This window comes from Mesorhizobium sp. B2-2-3 (assembly GCF_006442405.1).
Lineage (GTDB): Bacteria > Pseudomonadota > Alphaproteobacteria > Rhizobiales > Rhizobiaceae > Mesorhizobium.
On the sequence record NZ_VFWC01000001.1, the window covers coordinates 389810 to 415204 of the forward strand.

Genomic DNA, 25395 nt, shown 5'->3' on the forward strand with positions numbered 1-25395 from the left:
TCCGGATATCAGCCGAACTTGCGCTGCGCGTCCAGCGAAAGGCCAAGTCCGACCGAGCCGAACATATCGCCCTCGATGACCGAAGCCTGAGGCATCAGCGACAGGATTTTTTGTCTCGCCAGCGGGATCGCGGTGGATCCTCCGGTCAGGAACACGGCGGTGATGTCGGACGACTTGACCCCGGCGTCGCCGATGGTCTGGCCGACCGTGGCGGCAACGCGCTCGATGTCCCTGGCGATCGTGGCGTCCAGCGCCTTTCGGGTGATCTCGGCGGCGAACTGGACTTCCGGCAGCCTCACCTCGACATCGGCCGAGACCTTGTCGGTCAGCTCGATCTTGGCCCTTTCGACAAGAGCGGCCAGCGCGTGCCCGTACCGGTGCTCGACGATATGGATGAAGCGGTCGACGAGATCGGCGCGCTCGGCCTCGTAGCGGATCTGACGCAGATGCGTCATCGCCTTGGCCGTGTAGACCAGGTTGATGCGTTGCCATGTGGCAAGATCGATGAAGTAGCTGGCCGGCAGGTTGCGCTTGCCGTCCTTGGTCGGGCTGAGGTAGCCGAGTTCCGGCATCACATGCGCGATGCTGAGCAATCGGTCGAAGTCGGTGCCGCCGATATGGATGCCGCGGCTGGCCAGGATATCGTCCTTGCGGTCAAGCGAGCGGGCACGCTGCGGCGAGACCCTTACGATCGAGAAGTCCGACGTGCCGCCACCCATGTCGATGATCAGCGCCAGTTCCTCGCGCGTCACCTTCTGCTCGTAGTCGAGGGCCGCCGCGATCGGTTCGAACTGGAAGGCGATATGCTTGAAGCCCTGGGCGCGGGCGGCTCCTTCGAGCTCGCTTTGTGCCCTGGCATCGGCCTCGGCGTCGTCGTCGACGAACTGCACCGGCCGACCGAGCACCACGCTCTCGACGGCGCCGCCGGCATCGTCCTCCAGTCTTTTTCGGAGATGGCCGAGGAACAGGCCGACGATCTCCATGAAGCCGATCGACCGCGCCTTGATGCGCGTCTTTTCCTGCGCGAGCGCGCTGCCGAGCACGCTCTTCAGCGAGCGCATCAGCCGACCTTCGACGCTGTCGGTGTAATTGGCGATGGCGTGGCGGCCGAAACAGGTACGGTTGTCCTCGAAGTTGAAGAACACGGCGCTTGGCAGCGTGACCTCGCCGCCTTCCAGCGCGACGAGGTGCGGCTGGCCGCTCCTGACCACGCCCACGGTAGAGTTGGAAGTGCCAAAATCGATGCCGGCGAATGCTGGGCGCATCGCAGCCTCCTGTCATCTCTGCCAAGGCAGTGGTTCGGCGCCGCCTGTGAAGCGTGCGCTCTCTGTCGTCCGGGGTGGCCGGACTGCTCTGCCGAATTGAATTGTGCGTGTTGCCCGGCGGGCCGGGAGGTGGCGGTCTATAGCATGATCCAGGAAAGGGGAACCCCCTTTGTAGCCGCCTTAGTCCTTGCGGAAGATCAACCTTCCGAGCCAGCCCGTCACCATGGCCAGTGATATGGCGAAGACGCCGTAGAGGAAGGAATAGTCGTGGGCGACACGGAAGATCGACTGTTCGAAACCGGATTTGCGGATTTCGAGCTGGGCCGAGCTCTCCTTGATGAACAGGCCGCTCTTGAACAGGAACGCGCGCGCCTTGTGGGTGCCGACCGGAACGTTCGGCGCCAGCCGCACCGTGGCGCGGAACAGGTTCTGTGACAGGAACTGCACGCCGCCGACATTCTCGCTGTAGAGGCCGGTTGCGGCCTTGCGTTCGCGCAACGCCGCGGTGAATTCCTCGATCGTGGCCGGGCTGTCGCCGGCATCGGCCGGCTGCATGTAGAGATTGGAGGCGCCGAGCGACAATTGCCTGTAGCTGTTCGGCTCGGTGATGTCCTGCAACGGCCGCGTCGTCGCCACCGAATAGGACACCGGCACGTTTTCGAAGGTCTCGGATTCCAGGTTGACCCAGACGCCGAGCACCCGGTCCTTGCGGCGCACCACCACCGGCTTGGGTGGACCTTCGAGCACGACGATGATGTCGTAGCGGCCTTGGCGCGCCACCAGCGGATCGGGATTTTCCAACGAGCCGAAAATGGTCAGGTCGGCACCGGAAAAGCCGGCGGTGATCGAGACTTTGTCGGTGGAAAGGCCGATCTGGATGCTTTCGGTCGGCGGCGTCTGCGCCTTCGCGGGTGCGGCGGCGATCAATGACAGAAGAGCGGCGGTTGCGAGCGCTTTCAGGCCATTCATCAGTTGAAGCCCGCGCCGGACAGCGAATAAAGATTGGGCGGCGTGACGAAGAGGTCGATGGCAAGCCTTATCGCCACCGCCAGCACCAGCATCGCCAGCAGCGCTCTCAACTGCTCGCCGCGCAGCCGCTGGCCGGCCTTGGCGCCATATTGCGCGCCGGCGACACCACCGGCCATCAAAAGAAAGGCCAGCATCACGTCGACCGTCTGATTGGTGGTGGCGTGGACCAGAGTGGTGTAGGCCGAGGTGAAGATGATCTGGAACAGCGAGGTGCCGATGACGACGTTGGTCGGCACTTTCAGGAGATAGATCAGAGCCGGCACCATGATGAAGCCGCCGCCGACACCCATGATAGACGACAGGAAGCCGATGGCCGCGCCCAGCCCAAGGACGGGGATGACGCTGACGAACAGCTTCGAGGCCCTGAACCGCATCTTCAGCGGCAGGCGGTGGATCCAGTTGTGCTGGCCGGATTTCTTCAGCACCGGTGCCGCGCCGCTGCGCGTGGCGCGCAGCGCGTTGATGCTTTCGACCAGCATCAGCCCGCCGACGGTGCCCAGAAGCACGACGTAGAGCAGCGAGATGAACAGATCGAGCTGTCCCAGCCTGCGCAGGAAAGCGAAGACATAGATGCCGCCGGTGGAGCCGACGATGCCGCCGGCAAGCAGCACCCCGCCGAGCTTGAAGTCGAGCGTGCCGCGCTTCATATGCGACAGCGCGCCGGAGAAGGATGAGGCGATGACCTGGTTGGCGCCGGTCGCCACCGCGATTGCCGGTGGGATGTTGTAGAAGATCAGGAGCGGCGTGATGAGAAAACCGCCGCCGACGCCGAACATGCCCGACAGAAAGCCCACCGCAGCGCCCATGGCCAGCAGCACGAAGACGTTGACGGAAATTTCCGCAATCGGGAGATAGATGCCCACCCGTCGGTCTCGATCAGTTTGCCAGTCGGCGAATACCGCCGTTGCGGATAGTATCGCACCGAAAAGCCAATTTTTCCTTGCGCCGAAGCGGCGGCCGGGTCAAACCCCGCCGCCGCGCCGAAACAAAAAACATCTCAAGCAGTTAACAGGCAAATGTGTGGCAGGGGCGTCGCGGATACGACGCTCCTGCCGCTATTTGCGCGCCAGCAACGCCTTGACCAGCTTTTCGTCGACCGCACCAGTCGCGGGCAGCTTGTTGTCAGTCTGGAACGCGACGATCGCGTTCTTGGTCTTCGCGCCCATCACGCCGTCGGCGCCGCCGGCGTCGTAGCCGTTCTTGTTGAGGATAAGCTGGATATTCTTGACCGCCTTCTTCATATCGATGCTGGCCGTGGTCTGCGGTGTGCCGTCTTGCCAGGATTCGGGAATGTCGGCCGAATTGGCGGCCTGATCGAGCGGCTTGGCCTTCCACAATTCGGTGGCGGCGCGGGCGCGCTCGAGTTGCTCGGGACGCAGCGCGTTGGCGATCTCGTCGCGCTTGGCGGCAGCGTCCTTGTCGCCGGTCTTGGCGACGAGCGCGAACCATTTGTAGGACTCCTCCAGGTTCTGCTTCATGCCGACGCCCTTGGCGGCGAGGATGCCGAGATTGAACTGGCTGTCCTTCACGCCGAGATCGGCGGCCTCCTGGAACCAGTGCGCGGCCGATTCATTGTCGGTCACGCCGTCCGCGGCCATGGCGAACAGCACTGCCAGATTGTGCATTGCGCTGGCGTTGCCCTGCTCGGCGGCGAGCTGGTACCAGGTCTTCGACTTCTTGATGTCGCGCGGGACGCCGATGCCCTTCTCGTAGAAATTGCCGATGCGATACTCGGCCGGAGCGAAGCCGAGTTCCGCGGACTTTTCATACCATTTGGCCGCGGCCGCCATGTCTTCCTTGACGCCGCGCGCCTCGGAATAGCGCGAGCCGATCTCGAACAGCGCCTTGGCGTCGCCGGTGGCTGCGGCGTCGCGCAGGGCGACCGGGCCTGCATCGGCGGGAATGTCGAATTTGGCCGGGGCCGCGGGAGCGCCGGCGGGCACGACGGCGCCGGTGCTGTCATTGGCCATGGCCGGTGCAGCCACTGTCGGTTGGACACCGCTGTCCGTCGTTTGCGTTCCGCCGGCAGCAGCGGAAGGTGCCGGAGAAGAAGGAGCCGCTGCGACGGGACCGGCGGAAATGGGTTCTGCCGAAGCCATCGCGTCGGAGCCTGCCGCACCCGCGCCGGCAGGCATGACGGGAGCCATCGCCGTCGGAGCCCGCTCCGCCGTCGGGCCAGCGTTCGTCGGCCCATCGCCGTCCGACGGCATGGCGAGCGCGGTCTGCGCCACCATGTCGTCCTTGACCGCCGGAGCGGAGGGCTCGGCCTGCCTGACCTCACGGGCCGGTTCGCTGTTCGCTGCCGCCAACTGGGTTTTCGGCCTGGGCGGGCTCGCAGCGTCGACGAATGCGGTTTCCAGCGGTTGCGAGGCAACGGCCGGCGCATCATTGCTTGCCACCTGGGCGGGATCGGCGAGGAACGCCTTGCCAAGCTGCAGGCCGGCAAGCGCCAGCATGATCGCAGCGGCCGCCATCAGAATCGGCTTGCGCCGCGCCTTGAGCAGGTCGCCGATCCTGAGCGCCTTCACCGGTCCCTTCATCGTCGACTGGCGCTTCAAGGCGTCGGCCTCGGCGGCGGCGGCCTGCGCCGCGCGGCGGGCAGCCGCGATGAAGTCCGATTTTGCGGCATCGCTGTCGCTGAGCTTTGCCGGTTGCCCGCGCTCGTCGCGCACGCGCTTCATGATGGCGTTGAGGTCGGGCGCGCCGGAGCCGGGCTCCAGTGGCCGATTGGCCATTTTCGGGTCGAGCGGCTCGTCGAGGTCGACGCTCGGGATTTCCGGACCCGGCATCGAGCCCGCCAGCGGCGGAACGTCTGCTTCCTTCTTGCCCTTGAAGGCGCGCGCCAGGCCGCCCAACATCGATTTGCGGCGGCTTGCCGGCTCGCCCTTCCCGGCGATCGGATCGGAACCAAGCGCGGCCATGGCGGCGGCGGCCGCCGCCTCCGCGGGCGAGCGCGCACCCGGCCCGCGTGGCGAAGCGGGCTGGCTGCGCATGATCGCGGCGGCGCGGCCGTCGAGATCGGCCATGTCCCCTGTCAGCGGCATGGGCTCGTCGATATCCATCGACGGAGCGTCCACGGCCATCTTGCCGGCTCGCCCACGGCGCTTGCCGATCGCTTCATCCGGGCGTGCGTCCAGGAGCTCGCTCATCGCCTCGGACGGTTCGCCTGGTTCCAGCGAACCCAGCCTGTCGACGATCTTGAGCAGCGTGTCGTGGATGGCCTCGAACGTTCTCGAGTTACGCTCGTCGGAACGGCGTGTCAGCGTCTCGAGCGTCTTCAGGTCCTGGGCAAGGCCGGAAACCGCCGACGTGTCGGCGCCCGAGCCGGCCAGCGAGCGCACCGCGTTCTCGGCCGCCTCGCGCGCCGCGCCAAGGATGGAGTCGCGCGTTCCCGCCAGCGCCTTCTCGATTTCATTGAGGCGTGGGCTGATGTCCTCGAACTCCGGCAGCGGTGCGCTGGGCCTGGACAGGTGGGCGGACAGGCTGGCGACTTGCGCCTCCAGGCTGCGGATCAGCGCCGGATCGATGCCGGCGACTTGCGCGGCGGACGAGTCCAGGCGGCTCGAAATGTCTTCGAGCCGGCTTTCCAGGCCACGGATCGCGGCTTCGCCGGCGGGGTCGGGAATGCGTGTTTCCATGCGCTTGGCGAGCGCCGTGAAGCGGGCATCGATGGCTTCCATGATGCCGGCGCCGTCGACTTGCGGCATGCGCCGGTCGAGCCGGTCGGCAACCTCGTCCAGTCGGCGCTCAAGATCGCGGAACAACATGTTGCCCTGTTCGATGGCGTCGCCCTGGCGCCGTTCCATCATCGACGACAGCACGTCGAAGCGTTGCTCCAGCCCGTGGAAGATATAGTCGGCGTCTGGCATGGCCGGCGCCTGGTCGATCTTGTCGGCGATGAGCGCGATCTGCTTGGCCAGCCGTTCCATTGCCTGCTCGGGCAGGGCGGCGCGGCCGGCGAGTTCGTCGACCCGGCTAGACAGCGTGTTCAGCCGGTCGACGACGGCGTTGCCGGGGTGGTCCTGCGCCACTTCCTCGATCTGCCGGGCGAGCGAATCGATCCGTTTCTCGATGCGCTCGAAGGCTTCATGGTCGAGCGTATTGGCCTGTGCCGCGACGGTCGAGGCGACGATGGCGCGGGAGATCTCGTCCAGCCGCTCGTCGATCATGGCCAGCGTGCTGCCGCCGCGATTGTCCTGCTGGCTGGCGAAATGATCCACGGCGCTGGCCAGCGTGCGGACCTTTTCCTCCAGCGAGCGCAGGGATAGCGATTCCGGCAGGTTGTTGACGGCGTTGCTGATCTGCTCCAGCCGATCGGTCAGGCCCGAAATGGCGGGGTCCGGTGAGCGGTTGCGCTGGTCGGCGTCGACGCGGTCCTCGAAGGCTGTCCAGCGACGATCGAAATCGTCCCAGCGGCGGTCGACCTTCTGCACGCTCTCCTCGCGCGCCAGCGTGTCGAGCGCGGCTTTGACCTGTTCGAGTTCGAGCCGCAGCATGTTGACGCTTCTGTCGTCGCTTTTTTCCGACAGCGTCTTGATGGCGCCGGAAAGCCGCTCGAATTCGAGGCCAAGTTCGGCGCTGCCCTTGCCCGAAGCGCCTGACTTGGCGTTTGCCAGCAGTGCGCGGTCGATGTCCTTGCGCAGCGCCTCGAATTCGCTCTGCAGCCCGGCAGTCATCTGGTGGCGCAATTCCTCGCGCATGCCGCGCAGCTCGCCGGCGATCTTGCCGACCATGGCAACGCTGTCTTCCTGGCCGCGGATGCGGTCGATATCGCGGGCAAGGTTCTGGTAGTTCTGGCCGACGGCCGGCGCCGGCATCGGGGCCTGCGGATGCGGCGCGGGCTGCGGATCCTGGTACCAGCGCGGCTGAGCCGAAGGCTGTGCTGCGGGATAGCGCGGTTCGGCGCCATATTGGCGGGGATCGGGACGTGCCATCGTATCCTCGCGCGTCCTCTCCAGCCGCTGTTCCAGCGTCTCCAGCGAGCGGTTCAACTGCTCGAGCGTGGTCTGAGGCCTGCGCTGCCTGCCGGCGTTGAGTGTGTCGAGGTAGGACCGCTTGCTGTTCATCGGTGCGTCCGTCTTTCAGATTGGCCGGTTTGCGACCAGCTCCCCAAATCCTCGCCGGAACGAAGGCGACCGCACCACGGTGGAAGACAAGCTTCCCGGGTTCACCCGCGCTCCGAAAAACCGTGAAAAAATCGATACAGGATAAACACGGGTAGCCGACATGCGCACAATTCGCCCAACGTGGTAAACAACGCGTTAACCAAGCTTAAGAAGTTGCGACGAAGTTCGCGGTGAACCGGCCGCTGCGGCATAAAGCGCCGCCCGCACAACGCCCTTGCGTCATGAGAGGGCTATCGGTATAGAATTGACGTAAACGTAAAAGGCGCATCAAGCGTGCTGTTTGCGATTTGTTTGTCGAAACCACGGCTGGAAGCACGCCCCCGCTTTCAGTCAGGCATCGCTTGGTCCAGGACCGCGACGCCACAGACGGGGAAAGCCAGTGACCATGAAGCTTATCTCGGCCGGCGAGACCGCGGCCAATACCAACACTATATCCGTTGACTCGGGCGAGGACCTCGTCCGCATCGGCGAAATGGCCAAGAAATATGGCGTGACGCTGCGCACGCTGCGTTTCTACGAAGACAAGGGCCTGCTCAACCCGCAGCGCGACGGTTCAACCCGCCTCTACACGCGCCGCGACAGGGTTCGGCTGAAACTGATCCTGCTCGGCCGCAAGGTCGGGTTCTCGTTGCGCGACGTCAAGCAGATGATGGATCTCTATGATCCCACCGGCTCCAACACCAAGCAGTTGCGGCTGGCATTGGACAAGTCGGAGAAGCAGCTTGCCCGCCTCCAGAAGCAGCGCACGCTCATCGATGACGCCATCAGCGAGTTGAGCACCTCCATGGCTGCCGTCCGGCAGATGCTGGTCGAGCGCTCGGCGCCGCAGGCGAGCGTCGCCGGCTGATTTGGGCCGCCGCCTTGCGGCGCAACATCCATGATCGAAAAAAGCCGTGTGGCGAGCGCCACGCGGCTTTTGTCATTGAGGGTTCCAACACATGTACTGCATCGCGTGCGGTTTGCTGCGGTGCAGGAGAAATTTTGTCGCATCGGCTGAATTGACGTTTACGCAAACGTCAATTTTTGTTATCTCCCGCTGAACACGGGTCCGCATGCCGCCTGACATGAATTCGGGGGTTTCGGATCAGGTCCGCAGGGTGGAGAAGAGCATGCCGATCTACAGGGCGCCGGTGCAGGATACGCTGTTCGTGCTCAACGAGGTGCTGGGCTACCAGCGCTATTCCAATCTCCCCGGCTTTTCCGATGCAACGCCCGACGTGCTGGAGGCGATCCTCGCCGAGGGCGCCAAGCTCGCGGAAAACGTAATGCATCCGCTCAACCGTGTCGGCGACATGGAAGGCTGTGTGCGCCATGACGATGGCTCGGTGACGACGCCGAAGGGCTTCAAGGAAGCCTTCGATCAGTATCGCGAGGGCGGCTGGATGGGGCTGGCGGCGCCCGTCGAGTTCGGCGGCCAGGGCCTGCCCTATGCCGTTCATACCGCCGTGGCCGAGTATATGGTGTCGGCCAATATGTCGCTGATGATGTATCCGGGCCTGACGCAGGGCGCGATCGCGGCGATCATCACCCATGGCACCGACGAGCAGAAAGCCAAATGGCTGCCGAAGATGGTCGAGGGCGCCTGGACCGGCACCATGAACCTGACCGAGCCGCATTGCGGCACCGATCTGGGCCTGCTGCGCACCAAGGCCGTGCCGAATGGCGACGGCACTTACAAGATCTCGGGCCAGAAGATATTCATCTCGGCCGGCGAGCACGACATGGCGGACAACATCGTCCACCTGGTGCTGGCCCGCATCGAGGGGGCGCCCGAAGGGGTGAAGGGCATCTCGCTGTTCATCGTGCCGAAGCTCAAGCTCGATGCTTCTGGCAATCCCGATGAGAGGAACACCGTCTCCTGCGGTTCGATCGAGGAGAAGATGGGCATTCACGGCAATTCGACCTGCGTCATGAACTATGACGAGGCGCAAGGCACGCTGCTGGGTGAGGCCAATGGCGGTCTCAAGGCGATGTTCACGATGATGAACGAGGCACGGCTCGGCGTCGGCCTGCAGGGGCTGTCGCTGTCGGAGATTGCCTACCAGAATGCCGTCGCCTACGCCAAGGACCGCTTGCAGGGCCGCTCGCTGTCGGGGCCGAAGGCGCCGGACAAGAAGGCCGATCCTATCATCGTCCACCCCGACATCCGCCGCAGCCTGATGACCATGAGGGCCTTCAACGAGGCCGGCCGCGCGCTGGCGCTGTGGACGGCGATCAAGTCGGACATCGCCCATCGCTCCGCAGACGACAGGGACCGCCAGGCGGCCGATGACTACACCGGGCTGATGACGCCGGTGGTGAAGGGCGTGCTCACCGACAAGGGCTTCGATCACGCCGTGATGGCGCAGCAGGTGTTCGGCGGCCATGGCTACATCGAAGAGCACGGCATGAGCCAGTTCGTGCGCGATGCCCGCATCGCCATGATCTATGAAGGCGCCAACGGCATCCAGGCGCTCGATCTCGTCGGCCGCAAGCTGGGTCTGAACGGCGGCCGCGCGGTGCAGGCCTTCTTCAAGGAAGTCGGCGAGTTCTGTGAAGAGAACCGCGCCGACGAGAAGATGGCCCCCTACACCAAGGCATTGAAGAAGAGCCTCAACGATCTTCAGGCGGCGACCATGTGGCTGCTGCAGAACGGTATGGCCAAGCCCGACAACGCCGGCGCCGCCTCGACCGACTACATGCATCTCTTCGGCCTCGTGGCGCTCGGCTATATGTGGGCGCGGATGGCCAGGGCCGCCCAAGGCAAGGCGGGCGCCAACGGCGCGTCGTCCTTCTACGACAACAAGCTGGTGACGGCGCGCTTCTTCATGGAGCGGATCATGCCGGAAACCGCGACGCGTCTCGCCCGCATCTCCAGTGGCGCCGATACGTTGATGGCACTGCCGGCGGAAGCGTTCTAGAAATGGTCCCTCTCCCTTGAGGGAGGGCGGTCCAAAGGGCCGGCAGGGGTCGCCGCGACAGTGCGCGGATCTCAATTTCGATGGCAGACCTTGGGAGGAAGATCATCGCATGACCAACCCAGCCGAAATCCTTGGCCTGCCGAAGCCCGCCTGGGCGGCGGACGAGGTCGGCATGCTCTACGACATGGCGCACCGCTTCATGTCCGAAGAGATCGCGCCGCGTTACGACGAGTTCGAGAAGAACGAAATGGTCGACCGCGAGAGCTGGCTGAAGGCCGGTGCCGCCGGCCTGCTCTGCGCCTCCATGCCGGAGGAATATGGCGGATCGGGCGGCACCTTCGCCCATGAGAGCGCCATCATCGAGGCCATCGGCCATGTCGGCGTCGACGGCTTCGGCATCGGCCTGCACAATTCGATCGTCGCCCCCTACATCCTCCACTACGGCTCGGAGGAGCAAAAGAAGAAATGGCTGCCGAAGCTCGCCACCGGCGAACTGATCGGCGCCATCGCCATGACGGAGCCCGGCGCCGGCTCCGACCTGCAAGGCGTCAAGACGCGGGCCGAGAGGGACGGCAACCAATACAAGATCAATGGCTCCAAGACCTTCATCACCAATGGCCAGCTTGCCAATCTCATCATCGTCGTCACCAAGACCGATCCGGACAAGGGCGCCAAGGGCACTTCGCTGATCGTCGTCGAGACCGACGAGGTCGATGGCTTCGAGCGCGGCCGCAACCTCGACAAGATCGGCTTGAAGGCCAATGACACGTCCGAACTGTTCTTCAACGATGCGCGTGTGCCGACCTCCAACCTGCTCGGCCACGAGGAGGGACAAGGCTTCATCCAGCTCATGCAGCAATTGCCGCAGGAGCGTTTGCAGATCGGCACCGGCGCGATTGCCATGGTCGAGCGCGCGCTGGCGCTGACCATCGAATACGTCAAGGAGCGCAAGGCGTTCGGCAAGGCGGTCATCGATTTCCAGAACACCCAGTTCAAGCTGGCCGAACTGAAGACCGAGGCCACGATCGGCCGCGTCTTCTACAATGATTGCGTGGCGCGCCACATCGATGGCGGTCTCGATCCGGTGACGGCGTCGATGGCCAAGTACTGGCTTTCCGACCTGCAGGGCAAAGTCGTCGACGAATGCCTTCAATTGCATGGCGGCTATGGCTACATGAATGAATATCCGATCGCCCGCATGTTCCGCGACGCCCGCGTCCAGCGCATCTATGGCGGCACCAACGAGATCATGAAATTGCTGATCGGCCGCTCGCTCTGAGCATCGATCGGCAAACCCAAGGAGCAGGAAAATGGCCGAAGCTTACGTCTATGACGCCGTTCGCACGCCGCGCGGCAGGGGCAAGAAGGATGGCTCGCTGCACGAAGTGCCGGCAGTGCGGCTCGCCGCCAGGACGCTGGAGGCGCTGCGCGACCGCAACGGGCTCGACACTGCAACTGTCGACGACATCATCTTCGGTTGTGTCGACCCGGTCGGCGAGGCGGGGTCGGTCATTCCGCGCGCCGCGGCCTTCGAGGCCGGCTACGCGACCTCGGCGCCCGGCATGCAGATCTCGCGCTTCTGCGCCTCCGGCCTCGACGCCATCAATTTCGGCGCCGCCAAGATAGCCCAGGGCGCCGATGAGATCGTCATTGCCGGCGGTGTCGAATCGATGTCGCGCGTCGGCATGGGCGCCTCGGGTGGCGCCTGGTTCATGGACCCTTCGGTCGGCCTGCCCGGCTGGTTCGTGCCGCAAGGTATTTCGGCCGACCTGATCGCCACAAAATACGGCTTCAGCCGGGATGATGTCGACGCCTATGCCGTCGAGAGCCAGAAGCGCGCGGCAAAATCCTGGGCCGATGGCCGCTTCAAGAATTCGGTGATCCCGATCAAGGACCAGAATGGCCTCACCATCCTCGACCATGACGAGCATATGCGCCCATCGACCGACATGCAGTCGCTGGCCTCGCTCAATCCCTCCTTCGTCATGCCCGGCGAAATGGGCGGCTTCGACGCCGTCGCGGTGCAGAAGCATCCGGAAGTGGAGGAGGTCAATCACGTCCACCATGCCGGCAATTCGTCGGGCATCGTCGATGGCGCGGCGGCCGTGCTGCTCGGTTCGAAGAGGGCCGGCAAGGCCATGGGCCTGAAACCGCGCGCGCGCATCCGCGCCTTCGCCAACATCGGCTCCGAGCCGGTGCTGATGTTGACCGGCCCCGTTGACGTCACCGAGAAGCTGTTGAAGCGCGCCAAGATGAAGCTGTCGGACATCGATCTGTTCGAGCTCAACGAGGCCTTTGCCTCCGTGGTGCTGCGCTACATGCAGGCCTTCGATATCGAGCACGACAGGATCAACGTCAATGGCGGCGCCATCGCCATGGGCCATCCGCTGGGCGCCACCGGCGCGATGATCTTCGGCACCGTGCTGGACGAGCTCGAGCGCCGCGATTTGAACACCGCGCTGGTGACGCTGTGCATCGGCGCCGGCATGGGCACCGCAACCATCATCGAACGCGTCTGACGGGGAGAGAAACGATGAGCTACACCAATTTCACCCTCGACATCGACGCCGACGGCATTGCGCTGGTCACCTGGAACATGCCGGACCGCTCGATGAACGTCTTCACCGAGGAGGTGATGCGCGAGCTGAACGCCATTGTCGACAGGGTGGCGGGCGACGCCGCCATCAAGGGCGCGGTCATCACCTCCGGCAAGGATACGTTCTCAGGCGGCGCCGACATCACCATGCTCCAGAAGATGCTGACGACCTTCGCGGCTGAAAAGGGCAAGGATCTCGAAAAGGCGACCAGGGCGCTGTTCGAAAACGCCGGCACCATGACCGGTCTGTTCCGGAAGCTGGAAACATCGGGCAAGCCGTGGGTTTCAGCAATCAACGGCACCTGCATGGGCGGTGCATTCGAAATGTCGCTGGCCTGCCATGGCCGCGTCGCCGCCGATTCCGACAAGGTGAAGATGGCGCTCCCCGAGGTGAAGATCGGTATTTTCCCGGGCGCCGGCGGCACCCAGCGGGTGCCGCGTCTCACCGACCAGCAGCAGGCGCTGCAAATGCTGACCTCCGGCCAGAACCTGTCGCCGCAGAAGGCGAAGGCGATGGGCCTGATCCACGAGGTCGCCGAGCCGGCCAAGCTGGTCGAGACTGCGAAGGCCATGATCAGGAACGGCCTCAAGCCGGTAGCGCCGTGGGACGAGAAGGGATTCAAGCTGCCCGGCGGCCCGGTCTATTCGGCGGCGGGCGCTAATCTGTGGCCGCCGGCCATCGCCATCCTGCGCCGCGAGACCTATGGCAATTATCCGGCCGCCGCGGCGATCCTGAAATGCGTCTATGAGGGCCTGCTGGTGCCGTTCGACACCGCCCTCAGGATCGAACAGCGCTATTTCACGGAGATCATGCAGACCAAGGAAGCGGCGGCGATGATCCGCTCGCTGTTCGTATCGTTGCAGGAACTCAACAAGGGCGCGCGCCGCCCGGCCGGCGTGCCGGAAACCAGGTTCAAGAAGATCGGTATTCTCGGCGCGGGCTTCATGGGCGCCGGTATCGCCTATGTCACGGCCAAAGCCGGCATCCCGGTGGTGCTGCTCGACCGCGACATGGAGTCCGCCGAGAAGGGCAAGGCCCATTCGGATGGCCTGATCTCGGATCAGGTGAAGAAGGGGCGTGCCAAGCCCGAGGACAAGGACAGGCTCCTGTCGCTGATCACGCCGACATCGGACTATGCCGACCTTGCCGGCTGCGATCTCGTGGTCGAGGCGGTGTTCGAGGATTCCGCGGTGAAGAAAAGCGCCACCGAACAGGCGGAAGCGGCGCTGAAGTCGTCGGCGGTCTTCGCGTCGAACACCTCGACCATTCCGATCACCGCCCTGGCCAAGAATTCGGCGCGGCCGAAGAATTTCATCGGCATCCATTTCTTCTCGCCGGTCGACAGGATGATGCTGGTCGAAATCATCCTTGGCAAGAAGACCGGTGACAAGGCGCTGGCCACCGCGATCGACTTCGTGCGCGCCATCAAGAAAACGCCGATCGTCGTCAACGATACGCGCGGTTTCTACGTCAACCGTTGCGTCCTGCGCTATATGTCGGAAGCTTACAAGATGTTGATCGAGGGCGTTCCGGCGCCGATGATCGAGAACGCCGCCAAGGCCGCCGGCATGCCGGTCGGCCCGCTGGCGTTGACCGACGAGACGGCCATCGACCTTGCCCAGAAGATCATGAAGCAGACCATCAGGGATCTCGGCGAGAAGGCGGTCGACCCGAAGCAGATGGCGCTGATCAACACCATGGTCGACGACCACGGCCGCTTCGGCCGCAAGAACGGCAAGGGCTTCTACGACTATCCGGCCAAGCCGGCCAAGAAGAAGCTGTGGCCGGGCCTTAAGGAGCTCTATCCGCAGCTCAAGCCGGAGAAGGTCGACTACGAGGAATTGCAGCAGCGCCTGCTGGTCACCATCGCGTTGGAAGCGGCTCGGGTGATGGAGGAGGGCATCGTCACCGATCCGCGCGAGGCCGATGTTGGCTCGATCCTGGCCTTCGGCTTCGCGCCCTATACGGGCGGCGCGCTGTCCTACATCGACGGCATCGGCGCCGGGCAGTTCGTCAAGATCGCAAAGGGCTTGCAGAAGAAATACGGCGCCGAGTTCAAGGTGCCCAGGCTGCTGCTCGACATGGCAGAGAAGGGCGAGACTTTCTACCAGCGCTTCGACCCCTACGCGAAGGGCGACGTGAAGCAGGCGGCCTGAGCGTGGTCGGAATCAAAGATGCCGCGGCGTCCCTGGCGCGTCCGAAAAGACGCGCCGCGCCGTAATGTATGTCTGGGGGCGCCTTGCGCGTATGATGGCCACGGCGGGCAGCCGTGGCTCCTACCAGATGGGTGACGAAAGCCGGTTGGCCTTTCGCTGCCTGCCGACGGACATCGATTTCAATCGCCATCTCAACAATGCCCGCTACATGATGCTGGCGGACCTTGGCCGCATCGATATCTTCATCCGCGCCGGCCTCATCACGCTGGCGAGAACGAATGGCTGGGCGCCGATGATCGGCGGGCTGCAATCGGCCTATATGCGTGAGATCAAACTGTGGCGGCGTTTCGAAGTGGTGTCTTCGATCGAGACCTGGGAAGGCAGCCAGGTCATCGGCAAGCACCGTTTCGTCCTCGACAATGGCGAGACCGCCGCATTGATCATGACGACGGCCGGCGTCTACGACCGCGCCGCCCGGCGCTTTCTCGACATTGACGAGGTCGTCGCCGCGCTTGGCCGCTCCGCACAGCCGCGTCCGCCCAGCGAAGCCGAGCGGGCGTTCATGGCCTCGCATCAAGACCTGCGCGATCAGGCCAAGCGGACCGGTTGACCCGGGAACCGGAATTGGCGCGGCCAGCAGGAAGATGTGATGCGATGCCACAGCCGGTGGACAAACCTTCATTCGAAGACTAGAAAGGAAAGGCATTTTTTCCTTTTTGCAAGGAGAGCGGAATTGCTCTCGCATGACCGTGTTTGGGCCGCCATCGACGCTCTGGCCGAGCGGTATTCGCTCTCGGCTTCCGGCCTGGCGAAGCGGGCCGGCCTTGATTCGACTGCCTTCAACAAGTCGAAGCGACTGTCGTCGGACGGCAGGCCGCGCTGGCCCTCGACCGAATCGCTGGCCAAGATCATCGAGGCGACGGGCGCTTCGCTCGACGAATTCACCGGGCTGATAGAAGGTCGGGCCGGCCACGGCGCGATGCCCGCCCGCGGGCGTGCCGTTCCGCTGCTCGGCTTTGCCCAGGCCGGCGCCGGCGGGTTTTTCGACGATGCCGGCTTCCCGGCCGGTCAAGGCTGGGATCTGGTGGAACTGCCGGCGCAATCGACCGAGAGTTCCTATGCGCTTCAGGTGCAAGGCGATTCAATGCTGCCGCTCTACCGCAATGGCGACGTGCTCATTGTTGAGCCGGCAGCCCTCATCCGCAAGGGCGATCGCGTCGTCGTCAAGACGACGGGCGGCGAGGTGATGGCCAAGGTGCTCGATCGCCAGACCGCCAGGTCGATCGCACTGGTTTCGCTCAATCCCGATCATCCGGACCGCGACATTCCCATGCGCGAGGTTGAATGGGTGGCGCGGATCGTCTGGGCAAGCCAATAGGGTGCGGGCTGGTGCGGCTTCCTCATCTTGTCCTTGCGGTTCTGATGGTCCCTGGAATGGCCGCGCTGGTAGTCGCCGGCGGCCGCGCGCTGAAGAGCGGCGAAGCTGCCGTCGCGGTGGAACAGATCGATCCGAGCGCCGATACGGTCTCTCAGCCAGGCACCGACGGTGTGCCGGAGGAGCCGGCCACATCGGCCATTGCCGCTCCGCCGCCCCCCGCCGCTAGCCCGCACTCGCGTGCGATCGATCCCCAAGTCGTGGCGCCGCCGGAGCTTCCCAGCAAGGAGCTGGAGCGGGTGGAGCCGCGCGCGCCGTTGAGCAAGCTGGCGCTGGCCATGCCGCCCAAGCCGAAAATGCCGGACGACTGGAAAGGGACGAAGCTGTTCCAGCCGGTCGCGCCCGCCGCCGGACTGATCGAGGCGAAGGGCTATTCTGTCGCGGTTTCCGGCGTCGACATTGTCGGGCAGGACGAGACCTGCACCTCGGACGGTAAATCCTGGCCCTGCGGCGTCCGCGCGCGCACGGCGTTCCGCGCCTTCCTGCGCGGCCGGGCGGTGGTCTGCGCCGTGCCGCCGGAAGGCGGCCGCGACCTGATCGCCGCCGACTGCCGGATCGGCAAGCAGGATGTCGGCCGATGGCTGGTCGAGAACGGCTGGGCGCGCGCCGCCAAAGGCGGCCCTTACGTCGAAGTCGGGGAAAAGGCGCGCAGCGAAAGGAAAGGCATTTTCGGATCGGCGCCAAGCCTTTCAGGCGTGCCTTCGATGCCGGCCGCGCCCGCCCCGGCGCCGCAAGCGCCGGGCTCGATCCTGGAAGAGGTCGGCGGCATTCTCAAGTCAGCTGACCAGCCAACGCCTTCTGAATGAGCCCGCGCGTCTCGGCGATGCCGTAGAGTGCCGCGAACGAGCCGAAGCGCGGTCCGCGCTCCTGCCCGATCAGCACCTGGTAGATCATCTGGAAGAAGGCGCCCGAAACGCCCGGACCACCTTCGGGGCTCTTCTTGGAATGATCCTGATAGCGTTCCACCTTGCGGGCGACGTTGAGCGCGGCGTTCTGGATCGCCTCGCCGTCCGAGCCCGCCGGCAGGGCGCCAAGCGCCTGATCCAACGCTTCCAGCGCCTCCCGCTCGACGTCGTCGGGCGCGCGGAAGGTCTTCGTCGGCTTCACGAAATCGTCGAAATAGCGGATCGCATAACCCGTCAGCCTGTCGAGCTCAGGGTGGGTCGCCGGCGTCACGCCCCGCACATGGCGCGAGATGAAGCCCCACAGCACGTCCTTGTTCTGCGCATTGGAGGCGCTGACCAAGTTGAGCAGCAGCGAGAACGGCACGGGCATATCGATGGCGGGCGGATTGCCGTCGTGCATGTGCCAGACCGGGTTGCCCAGCCGTTCCTTCCAGTCCTGCCTCCGATAGGCTGCAAGGAAGGTGTAATATTCGTCCACGGCCCGCGGGATGACGTCGAAATAGAGCTTCTTGGCCTGTCGCGGCCGCTGGTACATATAGAGTCCCAGGCTCTCCGTCGGCGCGTAAGTCAGCCATTCGTCGATGGTCAGCCCATTGCCCTTGGATTTGGAGATCTTCTGGCCGTTCTCGTCCAGGAACAGCTCGTAGACGAAATGCTCCGGCGCGTGCCCGCCGAGGATGTTGCAGATGCGGTCATAGACCACCGCATTGGTCTGATGGTCCTTGCCGAACATCTCGAAATCGACGCCAAGGGCCGCCCAGCGCATTCCGAAATCGGGCTTCCACTGCAGCTTCACCTTGCCGCCGGTAACCGGCAGCGTGGTCTCGGTACCGTCATCGTCGAAGGTGATGGTGCCCGCCCTGGCATCGACATGCTTCATGGGAACGTAGAGCACGCGGCCGCTCTTCGGCGAGATCGGCAGGAACGGGCTGTAGGTCGCCTGCCGCTCCTCTCCCAGCGTCGGCAGCATCACCGCCATGATCTGGTCGTAGCGTTCGGCCGCGCGCAACAGCATCGCGTCGAAGCGGCCGGCCTTGTAGTACTGCGTCGCGCTGGCGAACTCGTAGTCGAAGCCGAACGTGTCGAGGAAGCGGCAGAGCATCGCGTTGTTGTGGTCGGCGAAACTCGCATAATCGCCGCCGAAAGGGTTGGGCACCGAAGACAGCGGCTTGTGCAGGTGCGGCTCCAGCGCCGCGCGATCCGGCACACTGTCGGGTATCTTGCGCATGCCGTCCATGTCGTCGGAAAAGCACAGCAGCTTGGTAGCGACCTTGTCCTGCGTGATGACGCGGAAGGCATGCCGCACCATCGACGTGCGCGCCACCTCGCCGAACGTGCCGATATGCGGCAGGCCGGACGGGCCATATCCGGTTTCGAACAGCACCGTTTGCGGGAGTTCGCGGCCCTTGTAGCGCTCAATGATCTTGCGGGCTTCCTCGAACGGCCACGCCTTGCTTTCGGCCGCCGCCGTCAGCACTTCGGGATTGAGATCGATGATGTTTGATCCCGCCATGTCACTGTTTTCCAAATTAGACGCCGGCAAAGCCGCAAGTGAGGATTTTTCAACCGGTCTCTATGCGCGCCTGACCGGAGCGTCAACGAGCGCGGCGCTTTTTCCTTGCAGCGCAGGGAACGCGTTCCTACCTTCGCAGCCCGTATCGAGGAGTTGTTGAATGCCGACCCCGCATGAAGCGCTGATCTACCTGATGGTCATCACCTCCGCCTCCGACCGCGACATGACGGATGTCGAGCTGGCGCGGATCGGCGAGGTCGTCCGCTCATGGCCGGTGTTCGAGGATTTCGACCACGACCGCCTGGTTGGCGTCGCCCAGGCCTGCCAGAAGAAGCTGCATGAAAAGGGCGGGCTGGAGGGTGTCCTGGCAAGCGTGGCCGAGGCCCTGCCGGAGCGCCTGCGCGACACCGCCTATGCGGCCGCCTTCGAGGTCGCGGCCGTCGATCTCGAAATGCGGATGGAGGAGGTGCGGGTGCTCCAACTCATTCGCCTCAAGCTCGATCTCGACACGCTGACCGTCGCGGCGATCGCGCGTGCGGCCAAGGCGCGCCTGCGCACGCTGACCTGAGCGGCGACACTCAACCCGACCGGAAGAAACTGACCGGCACCGGATCAGAAAAAGCTGACCGGGACCGGATCAGAAGAAACTGACCGGGACCGGATCAGAAGAAACTGACCGGGAAATAGCGCAGGTAGAACTCGGCGAACGTGCCTTTCAGCGAAATCTCCTGCAGCGCGTAGTCGAGAGCGGCGGCCAGCGCCGGGTCATCGGATCGGGCGGCGATGGCCATGCCCGAACCCAGATATTCCGGCGCCAGATAAGGTCCGCCGGCAAAGCGGCAGCAGCCGGCCGCATCCGAACCGCCCAGCCAAAAGGCGAAACGCATGCCATCGCCGAAGGCGGCATCGATCTTGCCGGCCTTGAGGTTGGCGTAGAGGTCTTCCGGCCTGTCGAAGGTGACAACCTGAACGGTGTTGAAATAATCGCGCAGCATGCGCTCATGCGCCGAGCCTGATATCACGCCGACACGCTTGCCGCGCAGCTTGGCGAACAGCGGCTCGGTCAGCGCCTCGCCCTTCGGCATGATGAAGCGCGCCGGAAATTGCAGGTAGGAGCGCGAGAAGGCGTATGTCTGGCGTGACTGCGGCGTCGCGGCGATGCCGGCAATGATCGCTTCGCCTTCGCCTTTCTCAAGCGCTCCTTCGAGCTCGGCCCAGGGCAATGCCTGGATCTGACATTTGTCGACGATGCCGAGCTCGGCGCAGATGGCGCGCGCCAGGTCGATGTGGAAACCGGACAGCTTTCCCGCGGCGTCCAGGAAGTTGAAGGGCGGGAAATCGGTGGTGGTCAGGAACCGCAGCCGCGGCAGTGCGGAGAGATCCGGTTTCGGTAGCCGCTCCTTGGCATCCCACAGCACCGGCACCTGCGGCTCGGCCGCGCGCGCGCGCTCACCCAACGCCAGCGACGCGATCAGCATCGACGCAAGGACGAGAGACCTCCGCTGGAACGCCATGATAAACTTCCACCGCACCTGTGTTCGCATCGGTTCTGGTACGAAAATAGTACAGGCACAATGCTTTTTGATTTCAACGCGTCGATTTCAGGATATGCTTTAGCAGGTTTGCAAACAGCGGTGGCTGCCCGGGTGGGGACCAGGGTCGAGAACCACAACCACAAGGCAACGCTTTGCAATCCCTGGTCGGTGGCGAAGTGCCAACAAGGCACGGATCATCGATTTCAACGAGGCAACATGGGGTTTGATGTTGCGATGGGTCAGTTCGATCGCACGCTGGAATACATAGATCACCTGCAGCAAGCCGGAACGGCGGCTGCGGTTTGCGAGAGGCTGTTGGGCATAACGTCGGATTTTGGCCTGACCGCTCTGATGGCGGGCACCGTACCGCAACCGGGCACGCCGACCGGCCAGCAAAAGCAGCATGTGCTGCTTTGCGACTGGCCTGTCGAATGGTTGGAGCGCTACGTGGCGCGCAACTATGTCGATCACGACCCGATCGTCAGCCACATGAAACAGTTGCAGGCGCCGTTCCAGTGGCGGGAAGCGGCCCAGGGCGTTAGCATCGACAGAAGCAGCGGCGAAGTGATGGGCGACGCCGTCGTGTTCAAGCTGCGCGACGGGCTGGCCTTCCCGCTGATCACGCTCGACGGCCAGATCGTCATGGTGTCACTGGGTGGCGAGGCCGTGGAACTGTCCGCCGCCGAGTTCGGCCTGGTGTCGCTGGTGTCGACCTATGCGGTGGGCCGCGCCATGCAGCTTCACACGAAGGCCAGCAAGACCATCGATAGCGTAGAGCTGACACCGCGCGAACGCGAATGCCTGCAATGGGCCGCCGTCGGCAAGTCCGAATGGGAGATTTCGCAAATCCTCGGCATCTCGGAACACACGTCGGAGAAACACCTCCTTAACGCCAAAAGCAAACTCGGCGCCGTCAACCGCGTACAGGCAGTCGCTGAAGCGATAAGGCGCGGCTATATTAGTTAGGTCGGCCGGGTCGGCCTAGAAATTCCTGCCTACGTGATCGCGTAATTTTCTTGCGAGGGCACGGCCGTATCTTCCTCTTGAACAGGAGACGGCAAAATGATTTTTTCCCTTACAACAAAAGAACTGATGGAACATCCCGATCTGTGGGAGGCCGTGCATCGGCTGCGCTACAGGATTTTCGTCGAGGAAATGGGGTGGGAGGACCTGCGGCGCCCCGATGGCTTCGAGATCGACCAGTTCGATCATGACGAAGCGGTGCATCAGATCGTCATCAGAGGCAACGAGGTCGCGGGCTATCAGAGGATGTTGCCGACCACGCGGCCACATCTCTTGACCGAGGTGCTGGCCGATCTTTCCGTGGGAACGCCGCCGTCGGGTCCGAACATCTGGGAACTGACCCGCTATGCAGTGGCACCCGGCTTTCGCGACGGCCGCCGAGGCGTTTCGACCGTCGGTACCGAGCTCATTGCCGGCTTCGTCGAGTGGGGGCTGAAGCGCGGCGTCGACAAGGTGATCATCGAGTTCGAGCCGATGTGGGTGCTGCGCGCGCTGCAGCTGCATTTCCTGGCCACGCCGCTGGGCTATCAGCGCACCTATGGCAACCAGCAGGTCGTCGCGACGCTGCTCACCTTCAATGAGCACACGCTGGATGTGGTGCGTTCGCGCCGCAATCACCACGCTCCCGTTCTGGCCAGGGGATATCCCGATATGTTCGGGCAAAGGCGGGCGTCATGAGATCGGAAACGGCCATGAACGCGCACCCGCAACCCGAACTGCGCAACCACACGCTGATCGTCACCGTATCGTCGACCGACGGCCGGCCGGTGCTCGACAGAAGGGCCTATGAAAGCCTGGCCAGGACATTTCACGAAGCCGCCGACAATGACGATGTGCGTGTCGTCGTGCTGCGCGGTCTGGCGGGCTGCTTCTGCCTCGGCGGCGATTTTTCCGAATTTCTCGACGCTACCAAGCACCAGAAGCTGATCGCCGCCGTCACCGACATGTTCCGCACGCTGGCGACGTTCCCCAAACCCATACTGGCCTGTGTCGACGGCGATGCGGTCGGCGTTGGCTGCACCATCCTGTTCCATTGCGACATGGTGATCGCGTCCGCCGAAAGCACGTTCCGGGTGCCGTTCGTCGATTTCGGCCTGGTGCCGGATGCCGCGACCAGCATCCTGGCGCCGCAGAAGCTCGGCTACGCCGGCGCCTTCCGCTTTTTCTGCCTCGGCGACACGCTGTGCGCCGACGACGCCAGGGCGCTCGGCCTGGTCGCCGAGATCGTCTCCGAAGGCAGCGTCGAGGAGGCAACCCTCGGCCGGGCAAGGCAGCTCGCCAGGAAGCCGGTCGCCGCGTTGCTGCAGACGCGGGGCCTGCTCAAGGGGAACCCCGCGGAACTTTGCGAACGCATCGATCAGGAGATCTCGCTGTTCCAGCAGGCGCTGCAGGACGACACCACGCTGCGGCGGCTGCAGCGGATTGCCCGGTTGGCGGCCTGAGCGTCGCGCCGAAGGCGTTGCGCCACGCGGTCCAGTGCCGCGTGGCGCAGGCACCGTCAGTCCTGTTTTGCCAGGAATGACGGCCCTTCGCCGATGATTTTCTTGTCTTCCTTGCCGATGATGTCGAGGTCGCGGCCGTCATAAGGCAGCGACAGGAGGATGCGCCGCATCACCGCCAGCCGCGCGCGGCGCTTGTCGTTGGCACGCACGATGATCCAGGGAGCGAATTCCTTGTGGGTGCGCTCGAACATGGTATCGCGCGCCCTGGTGTAATCGTCCCACTTGGTAATGCCGGCAATGTCGATCGGCGAAAACTTCCAGCTCTTCAGCGGACTGTGGCGGCGATCGTGAAATCGCTCGAGCTGCGTTTCCCGGCCGATGTTCAGCCAGAATTTGAAGAAGTGGATGCCGTCATTGACGATCATCCTTTCGAAGTGCGGTGTCTCGTCGAGAAACTTCTCGTGCTGTTCTGGCGTGCAGAAGCCCATCACCGGTTCGACGCCGGCGCGGTTGTACCAGGAACGGTCGAACGTGACGAATTCGCCCGCGGTCGGGAAGTGGTCTGCATAACGCTGGTAGTACCATTGCCCCAGCTCGGTCGGCGTCGGCTTGGTCAGCGCTACGTTGCGTGCCGTGCGCGGATTGAGGTACTGGCGCAGGACGAAAATCGTGCCGCCCTTGCCGGCCGCGTCGCGGCCCTCGAACAGCGCCATCATCCGCCTGCCTGTCGACTGCAGCCACGCCTGCGCCTTGACCAGCTCGATCTGCAAGGCCTCGAGCGTCTCGTCATACTCGTCGCTCTTCATCTTCTTGTCGTAGGGATAGCCACCCGCGATCAGCTTGCGCTCCTCGACCCAGTCCGGCAGTGCCGGATTCTCGATGTCGAACTCCCGCTCCTTGCCGTTGATCCTGAGCTTCAGCGGCCCCGGGGTCGGCGCGGCGGTGTTTTCCTTGGCTTTTTTCATCGAGGCGAACCTTTCCAGCTTACGGACTCGTGCTATTGAGCCATTGCAGTGCCGCGCGCCGCTTCAGACGCAAAGGGCGCTGCACTTTTGGATTTTGCGCATGATCCTTTCCGAAAATCGATTCTGATTTTTCGGCGTCATGCGCCAGGCCGGTCCAGCGAAATTGCCGGACCGGGAGCGGGGCGCAGGCGCGAATGGCGGACCAAGGCGCAGATGAGAAGGGCATGACGCAGGCGCTTGCCGCGCGGCTGTGGAACAGCCGATGGTTGCTGGTCGCCGGTCTTGTCGCGGTCATGGCGGTTTATGCCTTTGCGGGCATTTCCGCCTATGTGCTGCTGCCGGCGCTGGCTTTGCTGCTGGTGGCGGCGATGATACCGGCTGGAGCCACGCGCCAGCCCGGCGAAAGCGGCGCGGCGATCGAGGCCATCGGCCTGCAACGCCTGTCCGGCGAATATCTGGCGGCGGCCGTCGCCGACCCCTTGATCATCTTCGACCATGCCGCGGCGATCGTTCATGCCAACGCCGCCGCCTTCGCCGCGTTTGGCGGCATCGCCCCGGGCGTATCGCTGTCGCTGAAATTCCGTGCGCCCGAAATGCAGGCTCTTCTGGACGGCCTGCTGTCGGGCGAGGTCGCGTCGGATGTCATCGACTACACCGAGAGGCTGCCGGTCGAGCGGACTTACCGGGTCAGCGCCTCCTCGGTCGGTCACGGCACCGATCTCTACGTGATGGTGTTCAAGGACCAGAGCGAAGCGCGCCGCATCGACCGCATGCGCGCAGATTTCATCGCCAATGCCAGCCACGAATTGCGCACGCCGCTCGCCTCGATATCGGGTTTCATCGAAACGCTGCGCGGACCGGCCCGCAATGATCCGGCGGCGCGCGAGCAGTTCCTGCAGATCATGCAGAACCAGACCGGCCGCATGGCACGCCTGATCGATGACCTTTTGTCGCTGTCGCGGCTGGAGATGAAGCCCTATCTGCGGCCGGGGACCGAGGTCGATCTGCACCAGACCGTCGACAGCGTCATCGATTCGCTGGCCCCGCTGGCGCGGGAAAACGGCGTCGTCATCGAGCGGGATTTCGCCGACGGCCCTCTCGACGTGCCGGGCGATCGCGACGAACTGTTCCAGGTCTTCGAGAACCTTCTGGAAAACGCCTGCAAATATGGGCAGTCGGGCGGCCGCGTGGTGGTGTCGATCGCGCGCGGCGACGCCGAGGGCGAAGCGGGCATCGACGTGACGATCAGGGATTTTGGCCCCGGCATTCCCGAGGAGCACATTCCGCGCATCACGGAGCGCTTCTATCGCGTCGACGTCGAGAGCAGTCGAACCCAGAAGGGTACAGGCCTTGGCCTGTCGATCGTCAAGCATATCCTGACGCGCCACAACGCCAGGCTCTCGATCAAGTCCGAAGTCGGCAAGGGCGCCGCCTTCTCGGTTCATTTGCCGGCGGCCTGAGCCGCCCTAGTTTCCAAGGTGCCATTTCTTTTTTCTGTCATCCG

Annotated in this window: 20 protein-coding genes; 13 read left to right on the top strand and 7 right to left on the bottom strand. The window is 64.1% G+C overall.

Annotated features, from left to right (window positions below):
• Nucleotides 1-8: 8 nt before the first annotated feature.
• From FJ951_RS01820 to FJ951_RS01835, 4 genes are all read right to left on the bottom strand, one after another.
• A complete protein-coding gene (locus tag FJ951_RS01820; protein WP_140513226.1) occupies nucleotides 9-1265 on the bottom strand; it encodes an Hsp70 family protein in 1257 nt (418 codons plus the stop codon).
• A 180-nt stretch (nucleotides 1266-1445) separates the two neighbouring features.
• The gene (locus FJ951_RS01825; protein WP_140496681.1) at nucleotides 1446-2234 is read right to left on the bottom strand and encodes a TIGR02186 family protein; all 789 of its coding nucleotides are present in this window, start codon (nucleotides 2232-2234) and stop codon (nucleotides 1446-1448) included.
• Nucleotides 2234-3157 (bottom strand): sulfite exporter TauE/SafE family protein, encoded by a 924-nt coding sequence (locus FJ951_RS01830; RefSeq protein WP_140496679.1) that lies wholly within the window; start codon nucleotides 3155-3157, stop codon nucleotides 2234-2236. Before FJ951_RS01830 ends, FJ951_RS01825 begins: the two co-directional genes overlap by 1 nt.
• 192 nt (nucleotides 3158-3349) lie before the next feature.
• Nucleotides 3350-7360, bottom strand: a complete 4011-nt coding sequence (locus FJ951_RS01835) for a peptidoglycan-binding protein (RefSeq protein WP_140513228.1) — start codon at nucleotides 7358-7360, stop codon at nucleotides 3350-3352.
• Between the two features lie 445 nt (nucleotides 7361-7805).
• On the opposite strand from FJ951_RS01835, the gene FJ951_RS01840 reads away from it, so the two are divergent.
• From FJ951_RS01840 to FJ951_RS01875, 8 genes are all read left to right on the top strand, one after another.
• Nucleotides 7806-8267, top strand: coding sequence for a MerR family DNA-binding transcriptional regulator (locus FJ951_RS01840; RefSeq protein WP_140497287.1), 462 nt, complete (start codon nucleotides 7806-7808; stop codon nucleotides 8265-8267).
• 262 nt (nucleotides 8268-8529) lie between these two features.
• Nucleotides 8530-10320 (top strand): acyl-CoA dehydrogenase, encoded by a 1791-nt coding sequence (locus FJ951_RS01845; protein WP_140513230.1) that lies wholly within the window; start codon nucleotides 8530-8532, stop codon nucleotides 10318-10320.
• A 109-nt stretch (nucleotides 10321-10429) separates the two neighbouring features.
• Entirely contained in the window at nucleotides 10430-11599 is a 1170-nt protein-coding gene (locus FJ951_RS01850; RefSeq protein WP_140513232.1) for an acyl-CoA dehydrogenase family protein, read from the top strand.
• Between the two features lie 31 nt (nucleotides 11600-11630).
• Nucleotides 11631-12839 (top strand): acetyl-CoA C-acetyltransferase, encoded by a 1209-nt coding sequence (locus FJ951_RS01855; RefSeq protein WP_140513233.1) that lies wholly within the window; start codon nucleotides 11631-11633, stop codon nucleotides 12837-12839.
• 14 nt (nucleotides 12840-12853) lie between these two features.
• Nucleotides 12854-15073, top strand: a complete 2220-nt coding sequence (locus FJ951_RS01860) for a 3-hydroxyacyl-CoA dehydrogenase NAD-binding domain-containing protein (protein WP_140513235.1) — start codon at nucleotides 12854-12856, stop codon at nucleotides 15071-15073.
• 64 nt (nucleotides 15074-15137) lie between these two features.
• Complete coding sequence (locus FJ951_RS01865) at nucleotides 15138-15683, top strand: thioesterase family protein (RefSeq protein WP_140513237.1); 546 nt, start codon at nucleotides 15138-15140, stop codon at nucleotides 15681-15683.
• Nucleotides 15684-15806: 123 nt separating this feature from the next.
• Complete coding sequence (locus FJ951_RS01870; protein ID WP_140496665.1) at nucleotides 15807-16451, top strand: helix-turn-helix transcriptional regulator; 645 nt, start codon at nucleotides 15807-15809, stop codon at nucleotides 16449-16451.
• Nucleotides 16452-16462: 11 nt separating this feature from the next.
• Complete coding sequence (locus FJ951_RS01875; protein WP_348642783.1) at nucleotides 16463-17314, top strand: thermonuclease family protein; 852 nt, start codon at nucleotides 16463-16465, stop codon at nucleotides 17312-17314.
• On the opposite strand, the gene FJ951_RS01880 is transcribed toward FJ951_RS01875, so the two are convergent.
• Nucleotides 17280-18926, bottom strand: a complete 1647-nt coding sequence (locus FJ951_RS01880; protein ID WP_140513241.1) for a lysine--tRNA ligase — start codon at nucleotides 18924-18926, stop codon at nucleotides 17280-17282. The genes FJ951_RS01875 and FJ951_RS01880 overlap by 35 nt on opposite strands.
• A 160-nt stretch (nucleotides 18927-19086) precedes the next feature.
• Here FJ951_RS01880 and FJ951_RS01885 point away from each other — a divergent pair, with 160 nt between their 5' ends.
• Entirely contained in the window at nucleotides 19087-19494 is a 408-nt protein-coding gene (locus FJ951_RS01885; RefSeq protein ID WP_140496659.1) for a tellurite resistance TerB family protein, read from the top strand.
• A 94-nt stretch (nucleotides 19495-19588) separates the two neighbouring features.
• Here the strand turns inward: FJ951_RS01885 and FJ951_RS01890 are convergent, their stop codons facing one another.
• Nucleotides 19589-20440: a transporter substrate-binding domain-containing protein gene (locus tag FJ951_RS01890; RefSeq protein WP_140513243.1), complete on the bottom strand. Its 852-nt coding sequence runs from the start codon at nucleotides 20438-20440 to the stop codon at nucleotides 19589-19591.
• 60 nt (nucleotides 20441-20500) lie between these two features.
• Here FJ951_RS01890 and FJ951_RS01895 point away from each other — a divergent pair, with 60 nt between their 5' ends.
• The 3 genes from FJ951_RS01895 (at nucleotide 20501) to FJ951_RS01905 (ending at nucleotide 22926) form a co-directional block, all read left to right on the top strand.
• Complete coding sequence (locus FJ951_RS01895) at nucleotides 20501-21427, top strand: LuxR family transcriptional regulator (RefSeq protein WP_224618212.1); 927 nt, start codon at nucleotides 20501-20503, stop codon at nucleotides 21425-21427.
• A gap of 96 nt (nucleotides 21428-21523) precedes the next feature.
• Nucleotides 21524-22162, top strand: coding sequence for an acyl-homoserine-lactone synthase (locus FJ951_RS01900; protein ID WP_140496654.1), 639 nt, complete (start codon nucleotides 21524-21526; stop codon nucleotides 22160-22162).
• Nucleotides 22159-22926 carry an enoyl-CoA hydratase-related protein gene (locus tag FJ951_RS01905; protein ID WP_224680799.1) on the top strand — a complete coding sequence of 256 codons (768 nt, stop codon included), beginning with the start codon at nucleotides 22159-22161 and terminating at the stop codon, nucleotides 22924-22926. Before FJ951_RS01900 ends, FJ951_RS01905 begins: the two co-directional genes overlap by 4 nt.
• 56 nt (nucleotides 22927-22982) lie before the next feature.
• Here FJ951_RS01905 and ppk2 read toward each other — a convergent pair whose 3' ends face one another.
• Nucleotides 22983-23891 carry a polyphosphate kinase 2 gene (gene ppk2 / locus FJ951_RS01910; protein WP_140513245.1) on the bottom strand — a complete coding sequence of 303 codons (909 nt, stop codon included), beginning with the start codon at nucleotides 23889-23891 and terminating at the stop codon, nucleotides 22983-22985.
• A 194-nt stretch (nucleotides 23892-24085) separates the two neighbouring features.
• Here ppk2 and FJ951_RS01915 point away from each other — a divergent pair, with 194 nt between their 5' ends.
• On the top strand, nucleotides 24086-25351 hold the full coding sequence (locus FJ951_RS01915; protein ID WP_140513247.1) for an ATP-binding protein: 1266 nt from the start codon (nucleotides 24086-24088) through the stop codon (nucleotides 25349-25351).
• Nucleotides 25352-25395 lie beyond the last annotated feature (44 nt).

What these genes read in the sequence shown, in the direction of transcription:
- FJ951_RS01820 (WP_140513226.1), bottom strand. Translation starts at nt 1,265, where the DNA reads ATGCGCCCAGCATTCGCCGGCATCGATTTTGGCACTTCCAACTCTACC.
- FJ951_RS01825 (WP_140496681.1), bottom strand. Translation starts at nt 2,234, where the DNA reads ATGAATGGCCTGAAAGCGCTCGCAACCGCCGCTCTTCTGTCATTGATC.
- FJ951_RS01835 (WP_140513228.1), bottom strand. Translation starts at nt 7,360, where the DNA reads ATGAACAGCAAGCGGTCCTACCTCGACACACTCAACGCCGGCAGGCAG.
- FJ951_RS01840 (WP_140497287.1), top strand. Translation starts at nt 7,806, where the DNA reads ATGAAGCTTATCTCGGCCGGCGAGACCGCGGCCAATACCAACACTATA.
- FJ951_RS01845 (WP_140513230.1), top strand. Translation starts at nt 8,530, where the DNA reads ATGCCGATCTACAGGGCGCCGGTGCAGGATACGCTGTTCGTGCTCAAC.
- FJ951_RS01850 (WP_140513232.1), top strand. Translation starts at nt 10,430, where the DNA reads ATGACCAACCCAGCCGAAATCCTTGGCCTGCCGAAGCCCGCCTGGGCG.
- FJ951_RS01855 (WP_140513233.1), top strand. Translation starts at nt 11,631, where the DNA reads ATGGCCGAAGCTTACGTCTATGACGCCGTTCGCACGCCGCGCGGCAGG.
- FJ951_RS01860 (WP_140513235.1), top strand. Translation starts at nt 12,854, where the DNA reads ATGAGCTACACCAATTTCACCCTCGACATCGACGCCGACGGCATTGCG.
- FJ951_RS01865 (WP_140513237.1), top strand. Translation starts at nt 15,138, where the DNA reads ATGTATGTCTGGGGGCGCCTTGCGCGTATGATGGCCACGGCGGGCAGC.
- FJ951_RS01880 (WP_140513241.1), bottom strand. Translation starts at nt 18,926, where the DNA reads ATGGCGGGATCAAACATCATCGATCTCAATCCCGAAGTGCTGACGGCG.
- FJ951_RS01885 (WP_140496659.1), top strand. Translation starts at nt 19,087, where the DNA reads ATGCCGACCCCGCATGAAGCGCTGATCTACCTGATGGTCATCACCTCC.
- FJ951_RS01890 (WP_140513243.1), bottom strand. Translation starts at nt 20,440, where the DNA reads ATGGCGTTCCAGCGGAGGTCTCTCGTCCTTGCGTCGATGCTGATCGCG.
- FJ951_RS01895 (WP_224618212.1), top strand. Translation starts at nt 20,501, where the DNA reads ATGCTTTTTGATTTCAACGCGTCGATTTCAGGATATGCTTTAGCAGGT.
- FJ951_RS01900 (WP_140496654.1), top strand. Translation starts at nt 21,524, where the DNA reads ATGATTTTTTCCCTTACAACAAAAGAACTGATGGAACATCCCGATCTG.
- FJ951_RS01905 (WP_224680799.1), top strand. Translation starts at nt 22,159, where the DNA reads ATGAGATCGGAAACGGCCATGAACGCGCACCCGCAACCCGAACTGCGC.
- ppk2 (WP_140513245.1), bottom strand. Translation starts at nt 23,891, where the DNA reads ATGAAAAAAGCCAAGGAAAACACCGCCGCGCCGACCCCGGGGCCGCTG.
- FJ951_RS01915 (WP_140513247.1), top strand. Translation starts at nt 24,086, where the DNA reads ATGGCGGACCAAGGCGCAGATGAGAAGGGCATGACGCAGGCGCTTGCC.